Source organism: Quatrionicoccus australiensis (assembly GCF_020510525.1).
Taxonomy (GTDB): domain Bacteria; phylum Pseudomonadota; class Gammaproteobacteria; order Burkholderiales; family Rhodocyclaceae; genus Azonexus; species Azonexus australiensis_B.
Genome location: NZ_CP075188.1, coordinates 3,003,909 through 3,020,633 on the forward strand (window position 1 = coordinate 3,003,909; position 16,725 = coordinate 3,020,633).

At 59.1% G+C, this 16,725-nt stretch carries 16 protein-coding genes; 1 reads left to right on the forward strand and 15 read right to left on the reverse strand.

The window, feature by feature from the left end; all coding sequences use genetic code 11:
* Positions 1-6: 6 nt before the first annotated feature.
* The 13 genes from KI612_RS14335 to KI612_RS14395 all read right to left on the reverse strand — a co-directional run bounded on the left by KI612_RS14335 (position 7) and on the right by KI612_RS14395 (position 14,459).
* The gene (locus tag KI612_RS14335) at positions 7-3,318 is read right to left on the reverse strand and encodes a primase-helicase family protein (protein ID WP_226440748.1); all 3,312 of its coding nucleotides are present in this window, start codon (positions 3,316-3,318) and stop codon (positions 7-9) included.
* A gap of 14 nt (positions 3,319-3,332) precedes the next feature.
* Positions 3,333-3,530 (reverse strand): helix-turn-helix transcriptional regulator, encoded by a 198-nt coding sequence (locus KI612_RS14340; RefSeq protein WP_226440749.1) that lies wholly within the window; start codon positions 3,528-3,530, stop codon positions 3,333-3,335.
* Between the two features lie 311 nt (positions 3,531-3,841).
* A complete protein-coding gene (locus KI612_RS14345; RefSeq protein WP_226440750.1) occupies positions 3,842-5,065 on the reverse strand; it encodes a tyrosine-type recombinase/integrase in 1,224 nt (407 codons plus the stop codon).
* A 234-nt stretch (positions 5,066-5,299) separates the two neighbouring features.
* The gene (gene dnaB / locus KI612_RS14350; RefSeq protein ID WP_226440751.1) at positions 5,300-6,709 is read right to left on the reverse strand and encodes a replicative DNA helicase; all 1,410 of its coding nucleotides are present in this window, start codon (positions 6,707-6,709) and stop codon (positions 5,300-5,302) included.
* 66 nt (positions 6,710-6,775) lie between these two features.
* Complete coding sequence (gene rplI / locus KI612_RS14355) at positions 6,776-7,222, reverse strand: 50S ribosomal protein L9 (RefSeq protein WP_226440752.1); 447 nt, start codon at positions 7,220-7,222, stop codon at positions 6,776-6,778.
* 18 nt (positions 7,223-7,240) lie between these two features.
* The gene (gene rpsR, locus KI612_RS14360) at positions 7,241-7,516 is read right to left on the reverse strand and encodes a 30S ribosomal protein S18 (RefSeq protein WP_226440753.1); all 276 of its coding nucleotides are present in this window, start codon (positions 7,514-7,516) and stop codon (positions 7,241-7,243) included.
* A complete protein-coding gene (gene priB, locus KI612_RS14365) occupies positions 7,488-7,772 on the reverse strand; it encodes a primosomal replication protein N (RefSeq protein ID WP_404818054.1) in 285 nt (94 codons plus the stop codon). Before priB ends, rpsR begins: the two co-directional genes overlap by 29 nt.
* A gap of 69 nt (positions 7,773-7,841) precedes the next feature.
* Entirely contained in the window at positions 7,842-8,228 is a 387-nt protein-coding gene (gene rpsF, locus KI612_RS14370; protein ID WP_226440754.1) for a 30S ribosomal protein S6, read from the reverse strand.
* Positions 8,229-8,338: 110 nt separating this feature from the next.
* A complete protein-coding gene (locus tag KI612_RS14375; RefSeq protein ID WP_226440755.1) occupies positions 8,339-10,120 on the reverse strand; it encodes an acyl-CoA dehydrogenase in 1,782 nt (593 codons plus the stop codon).
* A complete protein-coding gene (locus KI612_RS14380) occupies positions 10,117-11,907 on the reverse strand; it encodes a type IV pilus assembly protein FimV (RefSeq protein WP_226440756.1) in 1,791 nt (596 codons plus the stop codon). The genes KI612_RS14375 and KI612_RS14380 overlap by 4 nt, the downstream gene beginning before the upstream one ends.
* 43 nt (positions 11,908-11,950) lie before the next feature.
* On the reverse strand, positions 11,951-12,616 hold the full coding sequence (locus tag KI612_RS14385) for an energy-coupling factor ABC transporter permease (RefSeq protein WP_226440757.1): 666 nt from the start codon (positions 12,614-12,616) through the stop codon (positions 11,951-11,953).
* A gap of 36 nt (positions 12,617-12,652) precedes the next feature.
* Positions 12,653-13,585 carry an electron transfer flavoprotein subunit alpha/FixB family protein gene (locus KI612_RS14390; protein WP_226440758.1) on the reverse strand — a complete coding sequence of 311 codons (933 nt, stop codon included), beginning with the start codon at positions 13,583-13,585 and terminating at the stop codon, positions 12,653-12,655.
* 118 nt (positions 13,586-13,703) lie between these two features.
* Positions 13,704-14,459: an electron transfer flavoprotein subunit beta/FixA family protein gene (locus KI612_RS14395; RefSeq protein WP_226440759.1), complete on the reverse strand. Its 756-nt coding sequence runs from the start codon at positions 14,457-14,459 to the stop codon at positions 13,704-13,706.
* A gap of 126 nt (positions 14,460-14,585) precedes the next feature.
* Between KI612_RS14395 and KI612_RS14400 the strand changes: the two genes are divergently transcribed.
* Positions 14,586-15,197, forward strand: a complete 612-nt coding sequence (locus KI612_RS14400) for a TetR/AcrR family transcriptional regulator (protein WP_226440760.1) — start codon at positions 14,586-14,588, stop codon at positions 15,195-15,197.
* Here the strand turns inward: KI612_RS14400 and KI612_RS14405 are convergent.
* Both KI612_RS14405 and KI612_RS14410 read right to left on the reverse strand, forming a co-directional pair.
* Complete coding sequence (locus KI612_RS14405) at positions 15,194-15,793, reverse strand: ABC-type transport auxiliary lipoprotein family protein (RefSeq protein ID WP_226440761.1); 600 nt, start codon at positions 15,791-15,793, stop codon at positions 15,194-15,196. The two genes, KI612_RS14400 and KI612_RS14405, sit on opposite strands and share 4 nt — an antisense overlap.
* A gap of 1 nt (position 15,794) precedes the next feature.
* Positions 15,795-16,721 (reverse strand): MlaD family protein, encoded by a 927-nt coding sequence (locus tag KI612_RS14410; protein ID WP_226440762.1) that lies wholly within the window; start codon positions 16,719-16,721, stop codon positions 15,795-15,797.
* Positions 16,722-16,725 lie beyond the last annotated feature (4 nt).

A 16,725-nucleotide genomic window follows, 5' to 3' on the forward strand; every position in this document is an offset into this window, starting at 1 on the left:
CAATGCTCAATCGGAAAACTCACTCTCAAGCTGCGCAGCTTCACGGCCTGCTTCGAGCTCAACAGCCAACCTGCCGGGGTGGGCAGGCTTCTCGCCGCGGAAATACCACGTGTAGAGTTTCCCCCGAAACTTAACGGTAGTCGTCTTCATCCGACCGTCGGCGCCCTCCTCTTGATAGGTAGTGAACCCGAGGTTCTTCAGTGCCGCAGCGATCCTGTTTGTATTGAGATCCTTCCCATGCTTTTCCCGAAGTCCAACCCGAAGAGGCAGCACAGCAACCAGGTTCGGATAAATGCCGAGCCCACCGTCTGAAATTACGTCTTCGACCAAAACATCATCGTCTGACCGAGACAGATCAACGATCATGTCGCGCGACTCCGACTCCGGCGCGCGGCCATCGGCACGGAAGTCCTCAGAGATCGGATGGTCGAGCAGCCAACGGCGCAGGCCGCGCGCGTGGGTCTTGATCGCGAAGTCGAACAGATCGTCGAAGTAGGCTGCATCCGACATGCCGGTCACTGCCTTGATCTTGGCGAAGAGCTCGGCCTTGGTCGTGAAGGGGGATCGAAGGAAGAAGATCCGGCGGTCGTTATCAGTGAGCGGCACCGCGTCGTCGAAGTTCGAGAACAGGATGTAGTTGGTCATGTTCGGCCCGTTGTACGGGTCGATGCCTTTGGGATGGATGTCGATCACACTGTTCGAGATGAACGGCTTCAGCTTGTTGAAGATGTCGTAGCGATTGACCCCGTGCATCTTCACTTCCTCAATGCCGATCACACAGGATCCGGCAGACCAGCCAGAAAATGACGACCCTTCCAGCGTCGAGTTGTCCAGCACCTTCACGTTCTTACTGCCCATCACCATGCCGAGCAGGATCACGAAGGCCGACTTGCCGTCGCCCTCGACGCCCTTCAGGAGTGGCGCCCAGCGGATCTTCGTGCCGGGGTTCTGGACACAGAACGCCAGGTAATCGAGGAAGTGGGTCCGGTCAGACTTGTTCGGGATGAGCAGCTCCAAGTGACGCTGCACTATGGCGACGGCACGCTTGTCCTCGGGGGTCAGCTCCTTCCTGTCCTTCGGCAGGAGGTCCGGCCGGTAGGTGTTGAAGAAGAACGAGCCCTCGCGCGCGAACGAGCAGCCGTCGCTGTCCTTGTGCTTGATCGCCATGTAATAGGCTGGCGGGTTGTACTCAGCGACTGAGAAAAAGGGCATATCCCAGGTGTTGAGGCACATGTCGCTGGCCTTCGGGATCGGGCCATCTTCAACAGCGTAGGCACCCATATGGCGGTTGTACATGGCGTTGAAGCTGGTGATCGACACGGTCTCCTTCGTGACCCGGTGGGTGAAGCAATCAAGCGCATTGATCCAGACCCATTCCTGCGCCCACTCCGGCGCATCGCCTGCTACCACGCGCCGGCGTGCTGGTTCGACCAAGCGACGGATATTGGCGATCGGCACGCGCGTCCCGACGAATTCCTCCAGTTTCCGCTTGAACAGGTTCGTGACGGCTTCCCGGTCGCCGACGGACAGGTCTGCGTTCTGGATGACCACAGCGATCTGGTCCTCCAGCTCGTACTGGTCGGCAGCCTCTTCGATCATCAAGGTGATCTCTTTCAGGGCGGACGTCTTCTCCTCCCGCTGCGCCGCAACCACCTTGTCCAGCGTCTTGACCCAGTCGAGCATCGCCAGGTTGCTGGGCAGGCCGCCGATGCCGCGGCTCTCCAGGTCCATCTGTTCGAAGTCGTCATCCGCCTTGTCGAGATGACCGTAGCGGAACACACGGCACAGATCCCACAAGTTGGCGATACCGCTGATCGGCCAGGTGTTGTGACTACTACCGACGTGGAGGCCGTCATCATGGACCCAGACCCCCTCCGGCGTGCCGCCACCCTCGTGCCAGGTGTAGCGGCGGTCAGTGACCCGCTCGAATCCGTGGTCTTGCAGGAGCTCAAGCAGCACTTCGTCCGCCGCGTAGAGCTGATGAAACAGACCGACCAGGCCTTCCTTCTCGGACGGGTCGACCAGCTTCATGTCGTTCCCGCCCTCGCCGGCGCCCTGCTCCCTGGCCAGAGCCAGGAGGCCTGGGTCGATCACCAGATCCACCTCGTCCGTGGCGCCCTGGTAGAAGCCAGATCGCTGCGGCACGGGGTCGATGCGGCCTTCTTCGAAGATCGGGCTGGCCGTGTAGTGGATCTGGACGCGGCGATAGACCGCCTTGTCGATCATCGGGCCGATCACCTTGGCCCACTCATAGAGCTGCGCGCAGGTATAGGGCGTCTTCAGCCAGGTCCAGAGGTGACACTTGAGGATGTCCTCCTTGCCAGGCATGCCGGCCGACGAGGAGAGCTGCCAGTGGAACGAGACGTCCCGGAAGCAGGCCGGCAGGACCGATACGATGAACAGCTTCACCGCGTCCTCGGTCTCAGTGACCGGGTCGATCATGTCGGGCCGGTAGCCGTCGATGTCGATCACCAGCAGGTGCTGCTCCTGGTCTTCGAAGTTGGCGTTGGTCCGAGGGTAGGCGTTCGGGTACGGGCCCTTGGTCGCGCGCTCCTTACCGACGAACTTGCCGTGGATCTGGCAACGCTGTGGCTGGTCCTCGAGTTTCTTCGCGAAGGCTGACCACTCCTTGATGCCGTTGATCTCGACGGTCCTGACCTTGTAGTTGGCCGCGTCACCGTAAGAGTCGGTGGTCCCGTCCGCCTTGTAGGTTTTTGTGAGGGATGGCCCGAGAGTCTCGAGGATGGTGATCATGTTGAAGCCTTGATCGACAACCAACGCCACGGCGTCTGCAGCACCGTCACAAAAACCAACCGCCCCTTCCAACGAGATCAACTGTGCAAGCGAGAACCCATACCTCCCACCAAATAGGGCAGATCCAGGCAGCGCCTTTGACCAAGTTTTAAGCTGTGAAACGGTCACAGGGTCCTCGAGCCAGAAAAACACAGTGACATTGGATTTACGTTCCGGATCGAGGGCCCAGACGAACTTGGCCGAGTGAAACTGTTGCGGGAGGGCCTTTTCTACAGCCGCGCGGACTGAGGCCTCCGAGCCATTAAGTTCGCCGGTGATCGTGAAGAGAGCCAGATGGTTCGGCGCGTCCTTGAAACCATCGCCGACACGACGACCGCGGGTGATCGCCAAGTCCTTGCCGTGCATCTCACGAACCAGACGTGCGACCTCGTTGATGCCTACCGGCGAGAGTTCGCTGTAGGAGTCATCGAACAGCGAGAAGGTCGTGATAAACTTGCAACTGTCTGATGTTGCAGCATTTTTCTGGGTCGCTTTCGGGGCGGCCCTTTTCTTTTTGGAGTCCATGGTGCGACTCCCGATCAGGCGATGCCGTTGGCTACGAGCTTCTCGAGACTCTCACGTTTTACGCGGGTGCTCCGGGCGCCGAGCTTCACAGTTTCGAGCTTTCCAGCTTTCACAAGCGCATAGAAGGAAGTGCGGCCGATCTTCAGGAATTCGCACGTCTCGCGTACGGTCGGCATGCCAGAAATGGCTGACAGAATGGTGCTGTGGGTCATGTGACCTCCTGGGCGTGTTGCCATCAGCGCACAAGATGGGAGCGCACTGGCAGCAGGATATTCACCAGAAGGCAGGCTCTCCTACAGCAATGTTTCCGAGGCGGTGTAGAACTCAGAAGCCATCATCACAGTAGGTCGCACCTAAGAAGCAGGTGCCGTTTAGAGTTGGGTATTACAGTTAGCTGGCTAGAAAACGAACCATGGAGCCAATAGCCAGTTTGGACACCATGGGCGAAATCATATACAACGAAATCTGAACATTCAAGAACAATATTGTATTAATTCAATATGTTAGAAAAACTAACGGCTCATCACGCAGCACCACGCTCGAGAGCAATCACCTCCGCGCCAGCTTTTAACTTGTCGAGGTAATCGGCCCATCGCTGCATCATGTCCCTGCGCTCAACCAGAAAAGCGGTCCGGTTGTATGCCCGCCCATTCGGATCTACCACGTTGTGGGCCAACTGATGTTCAATCAGATCAACTCGGAATCCAAGCACCTCATCAAGGATCGTTCGAGCCATAGCCCGGAAACCGTGAGCTGTCATTTCCTCTGCCGTGACGCCCATCGCGCGAAGGGCAACGCGCACTGTATTCGATGACATAGGCCTCTTGTCTCCTCCCCAACTCGGGAAAACATGTTTCCCATGCCCAGTCATTTCGTGAAGCTCGCGGAGAATCGCAACGGCCTGGGCCGGCAATGGCACCACATGGGGGTTCCGCATCTTCATTTTCTTGGCCGGTAGCTCCCACACGGCCGCGTCTAGATTCATCTCAGACCATTCGGCAATCCGCAACTCACCAGGCCGAACGAAGAGCATCGGCGAAAGCTTCAACGCAGCGGAGACAATAGCCGTTCCTTGATAGGCATCGATCATGCGCATCAGCTCGCCAACCCTCTTGGGATCGGTGATTGCCGCGAAATGCTCGACCTGGGGCTTCTTTACCAATGCGTCCCGGAGATCAGCCGCGGTGTCTCGCTCGCATCGGTCACTAGCCACGCCATAACGGAACACTTGGCCGCACTGGGTGAGTAGGCGGTGTGCTGTCGACAGCGTGCCCCGCTTCTCAACCCTGCGAAGACACTCTAACAACTCACGCGGCTTGATCTCGTTGATTGGCTTCCCACCAATGAATGGGAAAAGGTCACGCTCAAAAAGCTTCATTGTCCGTACGGCGTGCTTTTCGATCCACTCCCCCTTCACGTTCTCATGCCACTCGCAAGCAACCAGTTCAAAAGTATTGGTCGCTCGCTCCTTTGCCTCGGCCTCGTCAGACTTTTTCTTTTGTGCCGGATCGATACCGGCGGCGATCAGCTTCCTGGCCTCGTCACGTTTGTCGCGAGCATCCTTCAGGCCCACGTCGGGGTAGGCGCCCAGAGCCATGAGCTTTTCTTTGCCATCGATCCTGTACTTCAGACGCCAGAGTCTTGAGCCCCCAGGATTGACCAAGAGGAATAGTCCTTTTTCATCCGCGACTTTGTAGGCCTTCTCGCGCGGCTTGCTGGCTCGGATACCGGTATCGCTAAGCGGCATGACTTGTTCTCCTAGCAACGGTTTCAGGGCACTCTGGGGGTATAGACCAAGAGGGACTCCCAACTCTTCGACCGGTCATATACCCCCATCGAAAAATCCATACCCCCAACAATACCCCAACAAGGATCCGAATTCTAGAGAACAACCACGAACAATTTAGAACAGTAATCCAATAAAAAACCCGCACTTAGCGGGTTTTATAGACAACGCCAAACAACAGCGAATTTCAGTTCGTCAGTTCTGTGAATCGACGAAACCGCCGCTCGCCAGATTCTGGAAGCGGGTGAATTCGCCGACGAAGTTCAGGCGGACCGTACCGGTCGGACCATTACGCTGCTTGCCGATAATCACTTCGGCCAAGCCCTTGTTATCCTGGCTTTCCTTGTTGTAGTACTCGTCGCGGTACATCATCAGGATCACGTCGGCATCCTGCTCGATAGCGCCGGATTCGCGCAAGTCGGACATCATCGGGCGCTTGTCGGTACGCTCTTCGACCTTACGCGAGAGCTGTGACAGCGCCACGATGGGCACCTGCAACTCCTTGGCCAGCGACTTGATCGAGCGGGAAATTTCGGAAACTTCGGTCGCCCGGTTCTCGCCCTGCTTGTTGCCGCTCATCAGCTGGATGTAGTCGATGACCAGCAGACCAAGCTTGCCGCCGTACTGGCGCGCCAGGCGCCGGGCGCGGGCACGCAGGTTGGCCGGGCTCAAACCGCCGGTCTCATCGATATAGAGCGGCGCCTCATGCAGTTTGCCAAGCGCGAAGGACAGCTTGGACCACTCCTCGTCGTTCATGCGCCCGGTACGCAGGCTCTGCGAATTCAGGCGGCCAATCGAGGCGAGCATCCGCATCGCCAGCTGGGCGCCGCCCATTTCCATCGAGAACACGCCCACCGGTAAACCACTTTCAACGGCCACATTTTCGGCAATGTTCAGCGCGAATGCCGTCTTTCCCATCGAAGGACGACCAGCAACAATGATCAGATCCCCTGGCTGGAAACCCGACGTCTTCTGATCGAGGTCGATGAAGCCGGTCGGCACACCGGTGATGTCGGACGGATTGTCGCGATCGTGCAACTCCTGGATACGCTCGACGACCTGGGTCAGCAGCGGATTGATGTGCACGAAACCTTCGTTGTGACCGGCCCCGGCTTCGGCAATCTTGAAAATTTTCGACTCTGCTTCATCGAGTAGGGTCTCGGCATCACGACCAAGTGGATTGAGCGCATCCGCAGCAATTTCATCGGCGGTGGCGACCAGCTGGCGTAGCACGGCACGTTCGCGCACGATTTCGGCATAGCGCTTGATATTGGCCGCCGAAGGGGTATTCGCTGCCAGCTCGCCGAGATAAGCGAGGCCGCCGGTCTGTTCGCCTTCCCCTGCCGCATCGAGCGCTTCGGCGACGGTAACGACGTCGGCCGGTTTGGCACGCTCCAGCAGGTTGCGGATCTGGCGAAAAATCCGCCTATGTTCATCGCGATAAAAGTCACTGTCGGTCAGCAAATCGCCGATCCGGTCCCAGGCCTGGTTATCGAGCAACAGACCGCCCAGCACCGACTGCTCGGCTTCAATGGAATGCGGCGGCACGCGCAGATGGGCGAGCGATGGATCGATGGCTTTGGGTTTTTGCGGGCGTTGATTCATGGCGGACAGTTTAAATTAAAAAGGCCCCGCCTTCGCGGAGCCTTTTTGAGTGGGCAGCAACCGGTATTAAGCGGCAACCACAACCACGGTGATGTTGGCCAGCACATCGGTGTGCAGGGCAACGTCAAGCGGGAACTCGCCAATTGCCTTGAGCGGACCTTCCGGCATGCGGACGGACGACTTGTCGACAACAAAGCCAGCAGCCTTGAGGGCTTCGGCGACATCGGCATTGCCGACGGAACCGAACAGACGACCATCCATACCGGCCTTGCGGGCAACGGAAACGGACAGACCGGCCATCTTTTCGGCAACGCCCTGGGCAGCGGCCAGCTTTTCAGCAGCCAGCTTTTCCAGTTCGGCGCGACGGGCTTCGAATTCAGCCATGGCAGCCGGCGTGGCACGCTTGGCCATGCGCTTCGGGATCAGGAAGTTACGGGCGTAACCGTCCTTGACCTTGACGACTTCACCGAGGTTACCGAGGTTAACAACCTTTTCGAGCAGAATGATTTGCATGTTTCGTCTCCCCGAAAATTATTGATGGTTATCGGTAAAAGGCAGCAGGGCCAGGAAGCGGGCGCGCTTGATAGCGGTGCCCAGCTGGCGCTGATAGCCGGCCTTGGTACCGGTCAGACGAGCCGGCATGATCTTGGCGTTTTCCTGGATGTATTCCTTCAGGACGTCAACATCCTTGTAGTCGATCTGTTCGACCTTTTCTGCCGTGAAGCGGCAGAACTTGCGGCGCTTGAAGAGACCACCACCGCGTTTCTTTTTCTTGTCGTCATCCTTCTTCTTGAAGAATCGAGCCATTTTCGTTTCCTTCCAAAAATTCTATTGAATTCACATGCAGCACGGGCAGTTTGCTGGTGCGACTTTTTGCAGCCAGAAATCCGGTAATTTTTACCGCCCCGCCAAGGGGGGCTGCCTGAAGCCAGCGGGCAGATTCGCCCAGAGCCAGCACAGCAATTTCCAGTTCTACCTGTCGCTCCGCACCGTTTTCAGTTTGCGGGGCGCTGTGTTGCAGCCACCCTTCGCTTACTGGAACCCCGGCTGGCGTGTAGCGCAATGCTTTGCGCTCAACCAGGTTGCCGGAGAGTTCGATGCGGTTCAGCCGTAATTCCCGTACAAATATCCGTTAGGCAGCCGGGGCTTCGGCAGCAGCCGGAGCAGCAGCAACTTCACCACCAAGCAGGGACTTGGACTTTTCTTCCTTCATCATCGGGGAAGGAGTCGTCACGGCAGCCTTCATCTTGACGGTGAGGTGGCGCAGCACGGCGTCATTGAACTTGAAGGAATGTTCGAGTTCGTTCAGCGTTTCGCCGTCGCACTCGATATTCATCATGACGTAGTGGGCCTTGTGGATCTTCTGGATCGGGTAAGCCAGTTGACGGCGACCCCAGTCTTCCAGACGGTGAATCGTACCGTTCTTGGCGGTGACGATGGCACGGTAACGTTCAACCATGCCGGGCACTTGTTCGCTTTGGTCCGGGTGGACGATAAAGACGATTTCGTAATGGCGCATGCAAACTCCTTTTGGCAAATACCCCCCGTCATGCGTTCGCGGTGGGGCAAGGTGGAAAAGCCCGCGACTATAACAGAAATCGCGGGCTTGCGGGCAAAACAAAGAGGGAATCAGAAGCTGTCGTCAGCTATCTCAAGTGCACCGGCCGCGCCGGAGATCACGGACTCAGCCAGACCAGCCGCCTGGGTCAGGAAATGATCGGCATAGAAACGGGCTGTTGCCAGCTTGGCGGCCCAGAAGGGGTCATTCTCTCCGGCAGCGATCCGGGCACGCGCGATGACGGCCGCTCGCCCCATCTGCCAGCCACCGGCCACAATCCCCAGCAGATACAGGAAAGGAACCGCGCCGGCGTGAGCCGCCTTGGGATCACCGGCAAAATTGGCAACGATCCAGGAAACCGCCTTTTCCAGGGCGTCGACCGCTACGGACTGACGCGCTCCGATAGCCTGCAAATCGCCATCCAGGGACAGCAACGCAGCACGCATGTCGGCAATCACCGCCGCGATCGTGACACCCTTTTCACGCGCAATCTTGCGGCCGATCAGGTCATTCGCCTGAATCGCTGTTGTACCTTCGTAAATCGCGGTGATGCGCGCATCGCGCAGATGCTGGGCCGCACCGGTTTCCTCGATATAACCCATGCCGCCATGCACCTGCACGCCCAGCGAGGCGATATCGATTGCGCTTTCGGTACTCCAGCCCTTGACGACCGGAATCATCAGATCGGCAAATGCCTGCCCGACCTTGCGCCCGGCTTCGTCGGGATGATTGTGGGCATTGTCCTGCGCGGCAGCGGTAACGTAAGCCAGCGCCCGCATCGCTTCAATGCGCGCCCGCATCGACATCAACATGCGCCGCACGTCCGGATGCTTGATGATCGGCACCTTAGGACCGCCGCGCACACCCACCTCTGTCCCTTGCACCCGTTCCTTTGCATAGACAACGGCACGCTGATAGGCACGCTCGGCATCGCCCAGACCTTCGAGGCCGACATTGAAACGGGCGGCGTTCATCATGATGAACATGTACTCAAGGCCGCGATTCTCCTCGCCAACCAGCGTACCAATCGCGCCACCATGATCACCGAATGCCAGTACCGCCGTCGGACTGCCGTGAATACCCAGCTTGTGTTCAATCGAGACACAATAAACATCATTGCGCTCACCCGGTGTTCCGTCCGCCTTGAGCAGGAACTTGGGCACCACGAACAGGGAAATCCCCTTGACGCCTTCAGGCGCCCCCGGGGTGCGTGCCAACACGAGATGGACAATATTGTCCGTCATGTCGTGTTCACCGTAGGTAATGAATATCTTCTGCCCGAAAATCCTGTAGCTGCCGTCACCCACAGGCTCGGCGCGACTGCGCACCGCAGCAAGGTCCGACCCGGCGGAAGGCTCGGTCAGGTTCATGGTACCGGTCCATTCGCCGGAAACCAGGTTCGGCAGGTAAGCCGCCTTCTGCGCATCGGTGCCGGCAATCATCAGCGCCTCGATGGCACCTTGCGTCAGCATCGGGCACAGCGAGAAAGCATGATTGGCGGCTTTCCACATTTCACTGACCGCAGTGGACAGCAGCTTGGGCAAACCCTGGCCACCGAACTCCGGATCACACCCCAGGCCATTCCAGCCGTTATCGACGAATTGCCGATAAGCCTCCTTGAACCCGGGGGAGGTCGTGACAACCGTATCTTTCCACTTGGCCCCGTCGCGGTCACCCACGCGATTCAGCGGCGACAGAACCTCTCCGGAAAAACGGGCCGCCTCTTCGAGAATGGCATCCACCACATCCGGCGTAGCCTCTTCATATCCGGGCAAGGCGACGACCTCCGTCAAGCCGGCGAGATCCTGCATGACAAAACGAATATCCTTGAGCGGTGCGATGTATTCACTCATGACGCGACATTTTCCTTTTCGATACGATGAGCCGTTTCCTTCAGTTCGATGAGGAACAGGATTTCCTCAACGACAGGAAGTGCAAAGCCGACACGTTGGCCACCCCGGTTGTCACGCAGGAGCTGATAGAGGTAACCGACCACATCGCCTGTGCTCCAGAGATCACAAACCATGCCCATCAAGCGCGGCATGTCCTCCAGACACTCAGGCTTGGGGGCCTGCGGCACAGCCGCCGCAGGCTCGGCAACGTCATCGAGTACCAGATCCAGCGTATGCGAGCCGGCCGCCGCATTGGCACCACTCCACTGCTGAACTTCGACGTTGAAATTCTGGTTCAGGTTGCGCGAGACCGCCTCGAACTCGTTACGCATACCCGCCATGCGATAAACATCCATCAGGCGAATCCAGGGTTGCAAGGCTTCCTGCGGATTATTGTCGATGTACTCCTGGAGGGCCTGCGCAGCACCCTTGACCCGTCCGAATGACAACATGATGTCGGCCAGTTCCATGACAGGATTGGCCTCGAAATGTTCATCCAGCGTCGTTGCCGAAATGGAAAGCACCGAGTCCATGGACTCGGAAGAAGAGGACGCCGCAGCCGCGGGGGAAACCGCAGGCGCCTCGCCGCCATCCAGCTCAAGATCGACGGCCATCGGTGCAGCAGAAACATTCGGCTCGACCGCAAGATCAACCACACCGGACTCTTCACGCTCATCTTCGCGTTTCGGATCAACCTTCAGATCGGGAGCGGCAACCTGGTAGTCAACATCGGCCTCATCCAGCCGTCGCTCCTGGTATTTCCGCCAGCCAAACCAGCCACCAAGACCAAGCACTACACCAAGAATGACGCCATAGAAGCTCCAGTCCGAAATACCGGAGGAATCCTCTTCCGGATTTGCGACTGCCACCGACGGCACGGCAACTGGTGCTACCTCGGGCTTCGCAACGGGGGCCTCAGCCGATGCTCCTTTTTCTACCCGCTGGGAAAACTCGGCAGCGCGTTGCTGCAAGTCTCCCAGAGTACTTTCCATGTTGCGCAATTTTTCCGCCGTCGCCAGCTGGCTTGTCGCCTGCTCATTCATCGACAGCAACATGCGGAACTCGAGGCGCAGAATTTCGCGCTGAGCTTCTGTCGCCTCAGCCGTCTTCGCCCCGACCGATAGCGAAAGAAGATCTGTCGCCAGACGCAGGGATGGTTCGCCAACATCTTCGCCATTGGACAGCAACAGACGATCCGGCACCGGATTGGGCGCCATCCGTTTTTCCGCAACGCGCGGCTTCAGGCGCTCCGGCACATCGGCCTGGCGCGGTGCCAGATTTCTCGGCCGAACAAGCGGCGTCGGCTTTTTGGCAGACGCCCCGGGGTTCGACGAGAGCGGGACTTCCTGGCGAACAGGCAAATCCGGCGGGGCCGCCTTGGGCGGCGAAGCGAATATCACATACTCCCGCCCCACCTCGTGCCCACAAGCCATTTGCAGCGCAAGCACGGTCACCGGATCGCGCAACGGCGTATCGGAACTGATCTCGAGAATGGAGGGGGAACCCTTGCGAATACTGAGCGAAGCTTTTTTCAGCCAGGGAAGATCGCCACCACTTGCAGGTGGTATCAGACGAAAGCAGGAAGGATCCAGCGCCGCCTTGCCATCTCCAAGGATTTCAACCTCAAGCCGAAAACGCTCTCCCAGGCTAGGTTGACCGCGCAACTCTCCCAAGCCGAGCGCATAAGCAGCGCCCGACAAGGCAAAAAGCAAAACGGGCAACGAATACCGAAAAGCCAAACGATTCAACGAGGGACTCCTTGAAAACAAGAATTCGCCTTAATTGTAATCGTTATTTATCCGCAAGATAACGGGAATCATCAAAAGTAATAACCCAATCTGGCCGATAAACGACAAATAGCGTCATTAACATCCCCGAAAGCCACGCCTCGGAAAAACCCAAAAGCATGAAATATGGGAAATACTCATCAATCAAGTACTCCCAAGTGTAAACACCGGAAAAAAATAGAAAAACAGTAATGGAAAAACCAACCGCAATAATTGTCAGCGCCGCCCCCAGGAAAGCATTGACGAAAACATACACAAAAAAATGCGGCGGCAGCAAGCGGACAATCACGCGATGACAAAGCTGGGCAAAGACAACGCCCCCACCTGCCAGCAACAAGGCATTGGCTGCATAAGCAAAAGGCCCGGCTGCGCCATTCAGGGTAATGCCGGCAAGTACCAGGCAAAGCCCGACAAAGGCCAGGTGCGGACCAAAACTCAGGGTAAAAACGGTGGCGCCGAGAAGATGAAACCCCAGGCCCGGCTTGACCCCGGCTTTCAGACTCCAGACTAGGGTCAGCAAGACGACCATGCCCAGCCAGACATTCAGCAAATCAGGAGACTTCAATCGTCCCCATGGCGCCCGTAAAAGACTGCGGGCGAAAAGCGGTATCCAGATGACCCAAGCCATCCAGTACCACGTTTCGCCCAGCAGGTTATCCGGTAGATTCACCCGGCTATTCTAGTACCAGCTTTCGGCTTTGGGGAGTCAGCCGAGTGCGGCACCCAGTTGCGGCACAACGTCGAACAGGTCACCGACCAGGCCGTAATCGGCGACCTGGAAGATCGGGGCGTCCGGATCCTTGTTGATCGCGACGATCACCTTCGAATCCTTCATGCCGGCCAGGTGCTGGATCGCACCCGAAATGCCGACCGCGATATAGAGCTGCGGCGCGACGATCTTGCCGGTCTGGCCGACCTGGTAGTCGTTCGGCACGAAGCCGGCATCGACCGCGGCGCGGCTGGCGCCCAGGGCGGCACCGAGCTTGTCGGCGAGCGGCTCGAGCAGCTGGTGATAGTTTTCACCGCTGCCCAGGCCACGCCCGCCGGAGACGATGATCTTGGCGGCGCCCAGTTCCGGGCGTTCCGACTTGGTCAGCTCGCGGTTGGTCAGTTGCGCCTGGTTGGTATCGGCGGCCGCAGCGATGGCTTCGATTTCGGCATTGTTTCCGGCGTTGACCGCATCGAAGGCGGTGGTCCGCACGGTGATCACCTTGACCGCATCGGCGCTCTTCACCGTGGCCAGCGCATTGCCGGCGTAGATCGGGCGCACGAAGGTGTCAGCGGCTTCGACGCCGGTGATTTCCGAAATCTGGGCAACATCGAGCAGCGCGGCGACGCGCGGCAGCAGGTTCTTGCCGAAGGTCGTGGCCGGCGCCAGGATGTGGCTGTAACCGGCGGCGTTGGCAATGACCAGCGCCGTCAGGTTCTCGGCCGTCTGGCTGGCGTAGTGCGCGGCATCGGCCAGCTTGACCTTGGCCACGCCTTGCAGGCCGGCGGCTTGCTGCGCGGCGGCGGCACAGTTGCTGCCGGCGACCAGCACGTGGATGTCGCCACCGATTTTGGCGGCAGCCGCGACAGTGTTCAGGGTGGCCGCCTTGAGGCTGGCGTGATCGTGTTCAGCGATAACTAATATAGGCATTCGATTCTTCCTCAGGCCGCCTCAGTGCGGCCAGTGCTTGATTGAAGACCAGGGGTTCGGCGGCGTATCGCGATTCGCTTTACGCGCATCCCCGCACGCGGGGCCCCTGCTTGGTAGCTCACGCGATTACCTTGGCTTCGTTCTTGAGTTTGCTCACCAGTTCGGCGACATCGGCCACCATCACGCCGGCGCTGCGCTTGGCCGGTTCGGCGACTTTCAGCGTGCTCAGGCGCGGTGCGACATCAACGCCGAGGTCGGCCGGCTTGACGGTGTCGAGCGGCTTCTTCTTGGCCTTCATGATGTTGGGCAGGGTCGCGTAGCGCGGCTCGTTCAGGCGCAGATCGGTCGACACCACCGCAGGCAAGGAAATGGCCAGGGTTTCCAGGCCGCCGTCGATTTCACGGGTAACCGTGGCCTTGCCGTCGGCAATCACGACCTTGGAGGCGAAGGTGGCTTGCGGCCAGCCGGCGAGTGCGGCGAGCATCTGGCCGGTCTGATTGGCATCGTCGTCGATCGCCTGCTTGCCGCAGATGACCAGACCCGGTGCTTCCTTGTCGCAGAGTGCCTTGAGCAGCTTGGCCACAGCCAGCGGCTGCAGGTCAACATCACCGCAATCAACCAGAATGCCGCGATCGGCACCGATCGCCATCGCCGTGCGCAGGGTTTCCTGGCAGGCGGCCACACCACACGACACCGCGATCACTTCCGTCGCAATGCCGGCTTCCTTCAGACGCACCGCTTCTTCAACCGCGATTTCGTCAAACGGGTTCATGCTCATCTTGACGTTGGCCAGATCGACGCCCGAGCCATCCGCCTTGACGCGGACCTTTACGTTGTAATCAACCACCCGCTTTACGGGGACGAGAATTTTCATAGTCTCTCCTTTTCGGTCATGAATATCGGCAGCGTCTTTGTACTACATCCTGACGCCTGTTTGACATAGCTTGAGTCATTACGCACAATGACCATACTGTGTCGTATGGAATGCATACGGTAGCGTATGGAAAACATCTCTGTCAAGTCCTCCCCCAAGCCGGCGCGCAAGAAATTGGCGGTGCCGCGCACGCAGCTTGATCCGGAACAATGGATCGAGACGGCGACTGACGTCCTCGCCCGCGAGGGCGTGGCCGGCCTGCGCGTCGAAGTTCTGGCCAAGCTGTGCGGCGTTACCAAGGGCAGTTTCTACTGGCACTTCAAGGACCGGCGCGCCCTCCTCGACGCCGTTCTTGAACGCTGGAAGGAAGGCCGCATCCGCGACATCGAGAAAACCACCTCGGTTGCGCCGGGCAAAGAACGCGACCAGTTGCATTACGCCATTGAAGTCTATGGTGCCAGCCGCAACCGCAAGGGCATGTCGATCGAACTGGCAGTCCGTGACTGGGCGCGACACGATGCGCCGGCTGCGGCCGTCGTCGAATCGGTCGACCTGTATCGGCTGGAATGCACACGCAAGCTGTTTGTCGCGGCCGGCATGTCCGACGCCGAGGCCAAAAGCCGCAGCCTGCTGCTCTACGCTTGCGTCTTCGGACTGTCGCTGATGCATTACAGCCCGTTCGACGACAACCCGGGTGACCTCAAGCAACGCATCGCCGAGCGCATCATCGCCGATTAACGACGACAGGTGGCGAGCTGGCCACCAACCAACAATTCGCCTTCCCAACTGCGCAGCAGGGCAGTCAGTTGCCCAACCGAAGCGGTCAACGCAGCCACACCCGCCTGGGAATTACTCTCCCCGGCCGCAATCCCAATATTGATTTCCCGTTCAGCCAGCTGACTGCGACTGCGATCCAGCCATTGCGCCCGCCCCGTCAGCACACCCCGACTGACGGCCGGAGAATCAAAGACCTGGCTGAACTCGGCAATATCGATCCGGAGCAGACAGGCAGTTCGCCCCTGGCCGCTTGAAATCAGCCCCAATTCGCGCGTCAACCGCTGCTGGATCAGACTGGCCGGCGATCCGGCCCAGCGGGCGCGGGCGTATTCGCGCAAGCGCGCCGGTTCGGCATAGAGCAGCCGGTAATTGATGCCGAGCGAGTCGAACCACAAGGGCGCCCGCACTTCGATCGCCAGTGATAGCGCTGATGGTTTTTCAGCAGCAGCCGCTGACGGACCGAGATCATAGATCGCCAGCGCCGCCTCACCCCGCTTGCCCGCGGAGAAGCAGCCGGCGAGCATCAGCACGAGCAGGAATCCGGAAAAGAGACGCATGCTATTTGCCTCCATCCGCAGCAAATCCGGCCTCGCCCGGCCCGGGCTGCAGCGCCGGCGCGCCGAAGACCAGGCCCTGCGGCGTGTCTTCGAGGATGCGCAAGACCCGGCTCAACTGGCGCGACGTCTGCGAAAAGTCGCTGGCCAACTCGTTGAGGCGCGGCATCAGGCCGGAAGCGCCACCGGTCGACGCGTCGCCAATGGCAATATCGAACTTGTCGGTCGCCGCCTGCATCTTGCCGATCAGCACGCGCGTATCGGCGAGTAGCGGCCCCACCTCGCCAGTCGCCTGCGCCAGGTTTTTCAGATTGCGGTCATCGAGCAGCTTGCGCATCTGCTGCAGCGTGCCGTTGAGGTTTTCCAGGGTCGGCTTCATGTTGGCGGATGCAGCCTCAAGATTGACCAGCGTCGCCGTCAGGTGCCGGGCATTCTCTTCGCTGAGCATCGCGTTGGCGCTGACCATCAACTGTTTGGCCTGACGCAGGGTTGCGGCGCCGGTTTCACCCAGTTCGTCGAATAGCGACGGAATCATCGTGATACGCGGCGGCTTGTCGTCGTCCGGCTCCAGCGGCTCACTGTTCTTGCCGGTTTCGAGCAACAGGATGTGAGCCAGCCCGGTGACACCCTGATAATTCAGCTTGGCGACCGTACCATGCGTGAGCGGCACATCCTCACTGACCGAAATGGTGACCAGGATATTGGCGTAATCATCCGGATCAAGCCGGATGTCACTGACCTTGCCGACCCGGATGCCACGGTAGCGAACCTGGGCCTGCGGATTCAGGCCGCCGATATTCTGCTTGGTCACCACCACGTAATCGTGCGTTTCCTCGCGCGACCCGCCCAGCCAGTAGAGCGCCAGCAGGCCGGCCAGACCAAGCAGGAGGGCGAAGAGTCCGGCCACGAAGGCATGTGATTTGTTTTCCATGAGC

Excerpts from the sequence above, each read along its gene's own strand:
- KI612_RS14400 (WP_226440760.1), top strand. The coding sequence starts at position 14,586 with ATGGAAAACATCTCTGTCAAGTCCTCCCCCAAGCCGGCGCGCAAGAAA.
- rplI (WP_226440752.1), bottom strand. The coding sequence starts at position 7,222 with ATGCAAATCATTCTGCTCGAAAAGGTTGTTAACCTCGGTAACCTCGGT.
- KI612_RS14340 (WP_226440749.1), bottom strand. The coding sequence starts at position 3,530 with ATGACCCACAGCACCATTCTGTCAGCCATTTCTGGCATGCCGACCGTA.
- rpsR (WP_226440753.1), bottom strand. The coding sequence starts at position 7,516 with ATGGCTCGATTCTTCAAGAAGAAGGATGACGACAAGAAAAAGAAACGC.
- KI612_RS14390 (WP_226440758.1), bottom strand. The coding sequence starts at position 13,585 with ATGCCTATATTAGTTATCGCTGAACACGATCACGCCAGCCTCAAGGCG.
- KI612_RS14395 (WP_226440759.1), bottom strand. The coding sequence starts at position 14,459 with ATGAAAATTCTCGTCCCCGTAAAGCGGGTGGTTGATTACAACGTAAAG.
- KI612_RS14375 (WP_226440755.1), bottom strand. The coding sequence starts at position 10,120 with ATGAGTGAATACATCGCACCGCTCAAGGATATTCGTTTTGTCATGCAG.
- rpsF (WP_226440754.1), bottom strand. The coding sequence starts at position 8,228 with ATGCGCCATTACGAAATCGTCTTTATCGTCCACCCGGACCAAAGCGAA.
- KI612_RS14410 (WP_226440762.1), bottom strand. The coding sequence starts at position 16,721 with ATGGAAAACAAATCACATGCCTTCGTGGCCGGACTCTTCGCCCTCCTG.
- dnaB (WP_226440751.1), bottom strand. The coding sequence starts at position 6,709 with ATGAATCAACGCCCGCAAAAACCCAAAGCCATCGATCCATCGCTCGCC.
- KI612_RS14405 (WP_226440761.1), bottom strand. The coding sequence starts at position 15,793 with ATGCGTCTCTTTTCCGGATTCCTGCTCGTGCTGATGCTCGCCGGCTGC.
- KI612_RS14345 (WP_226440750.1), bottom strand. The coding sequence starts at position 5,065 with ATGCCGCTTAGCGATACCGGTATCCGAGCCAGCAAGCCGCGCGAGAAG.
- KI612_RS14335 (WP_226440748.1), bottom strand. The coding sequence starts at position 3,318 with ATGGACTCCAAAAAGAAAAGGGCCGCCCCGAAAGCGACCCAGAAAAAT.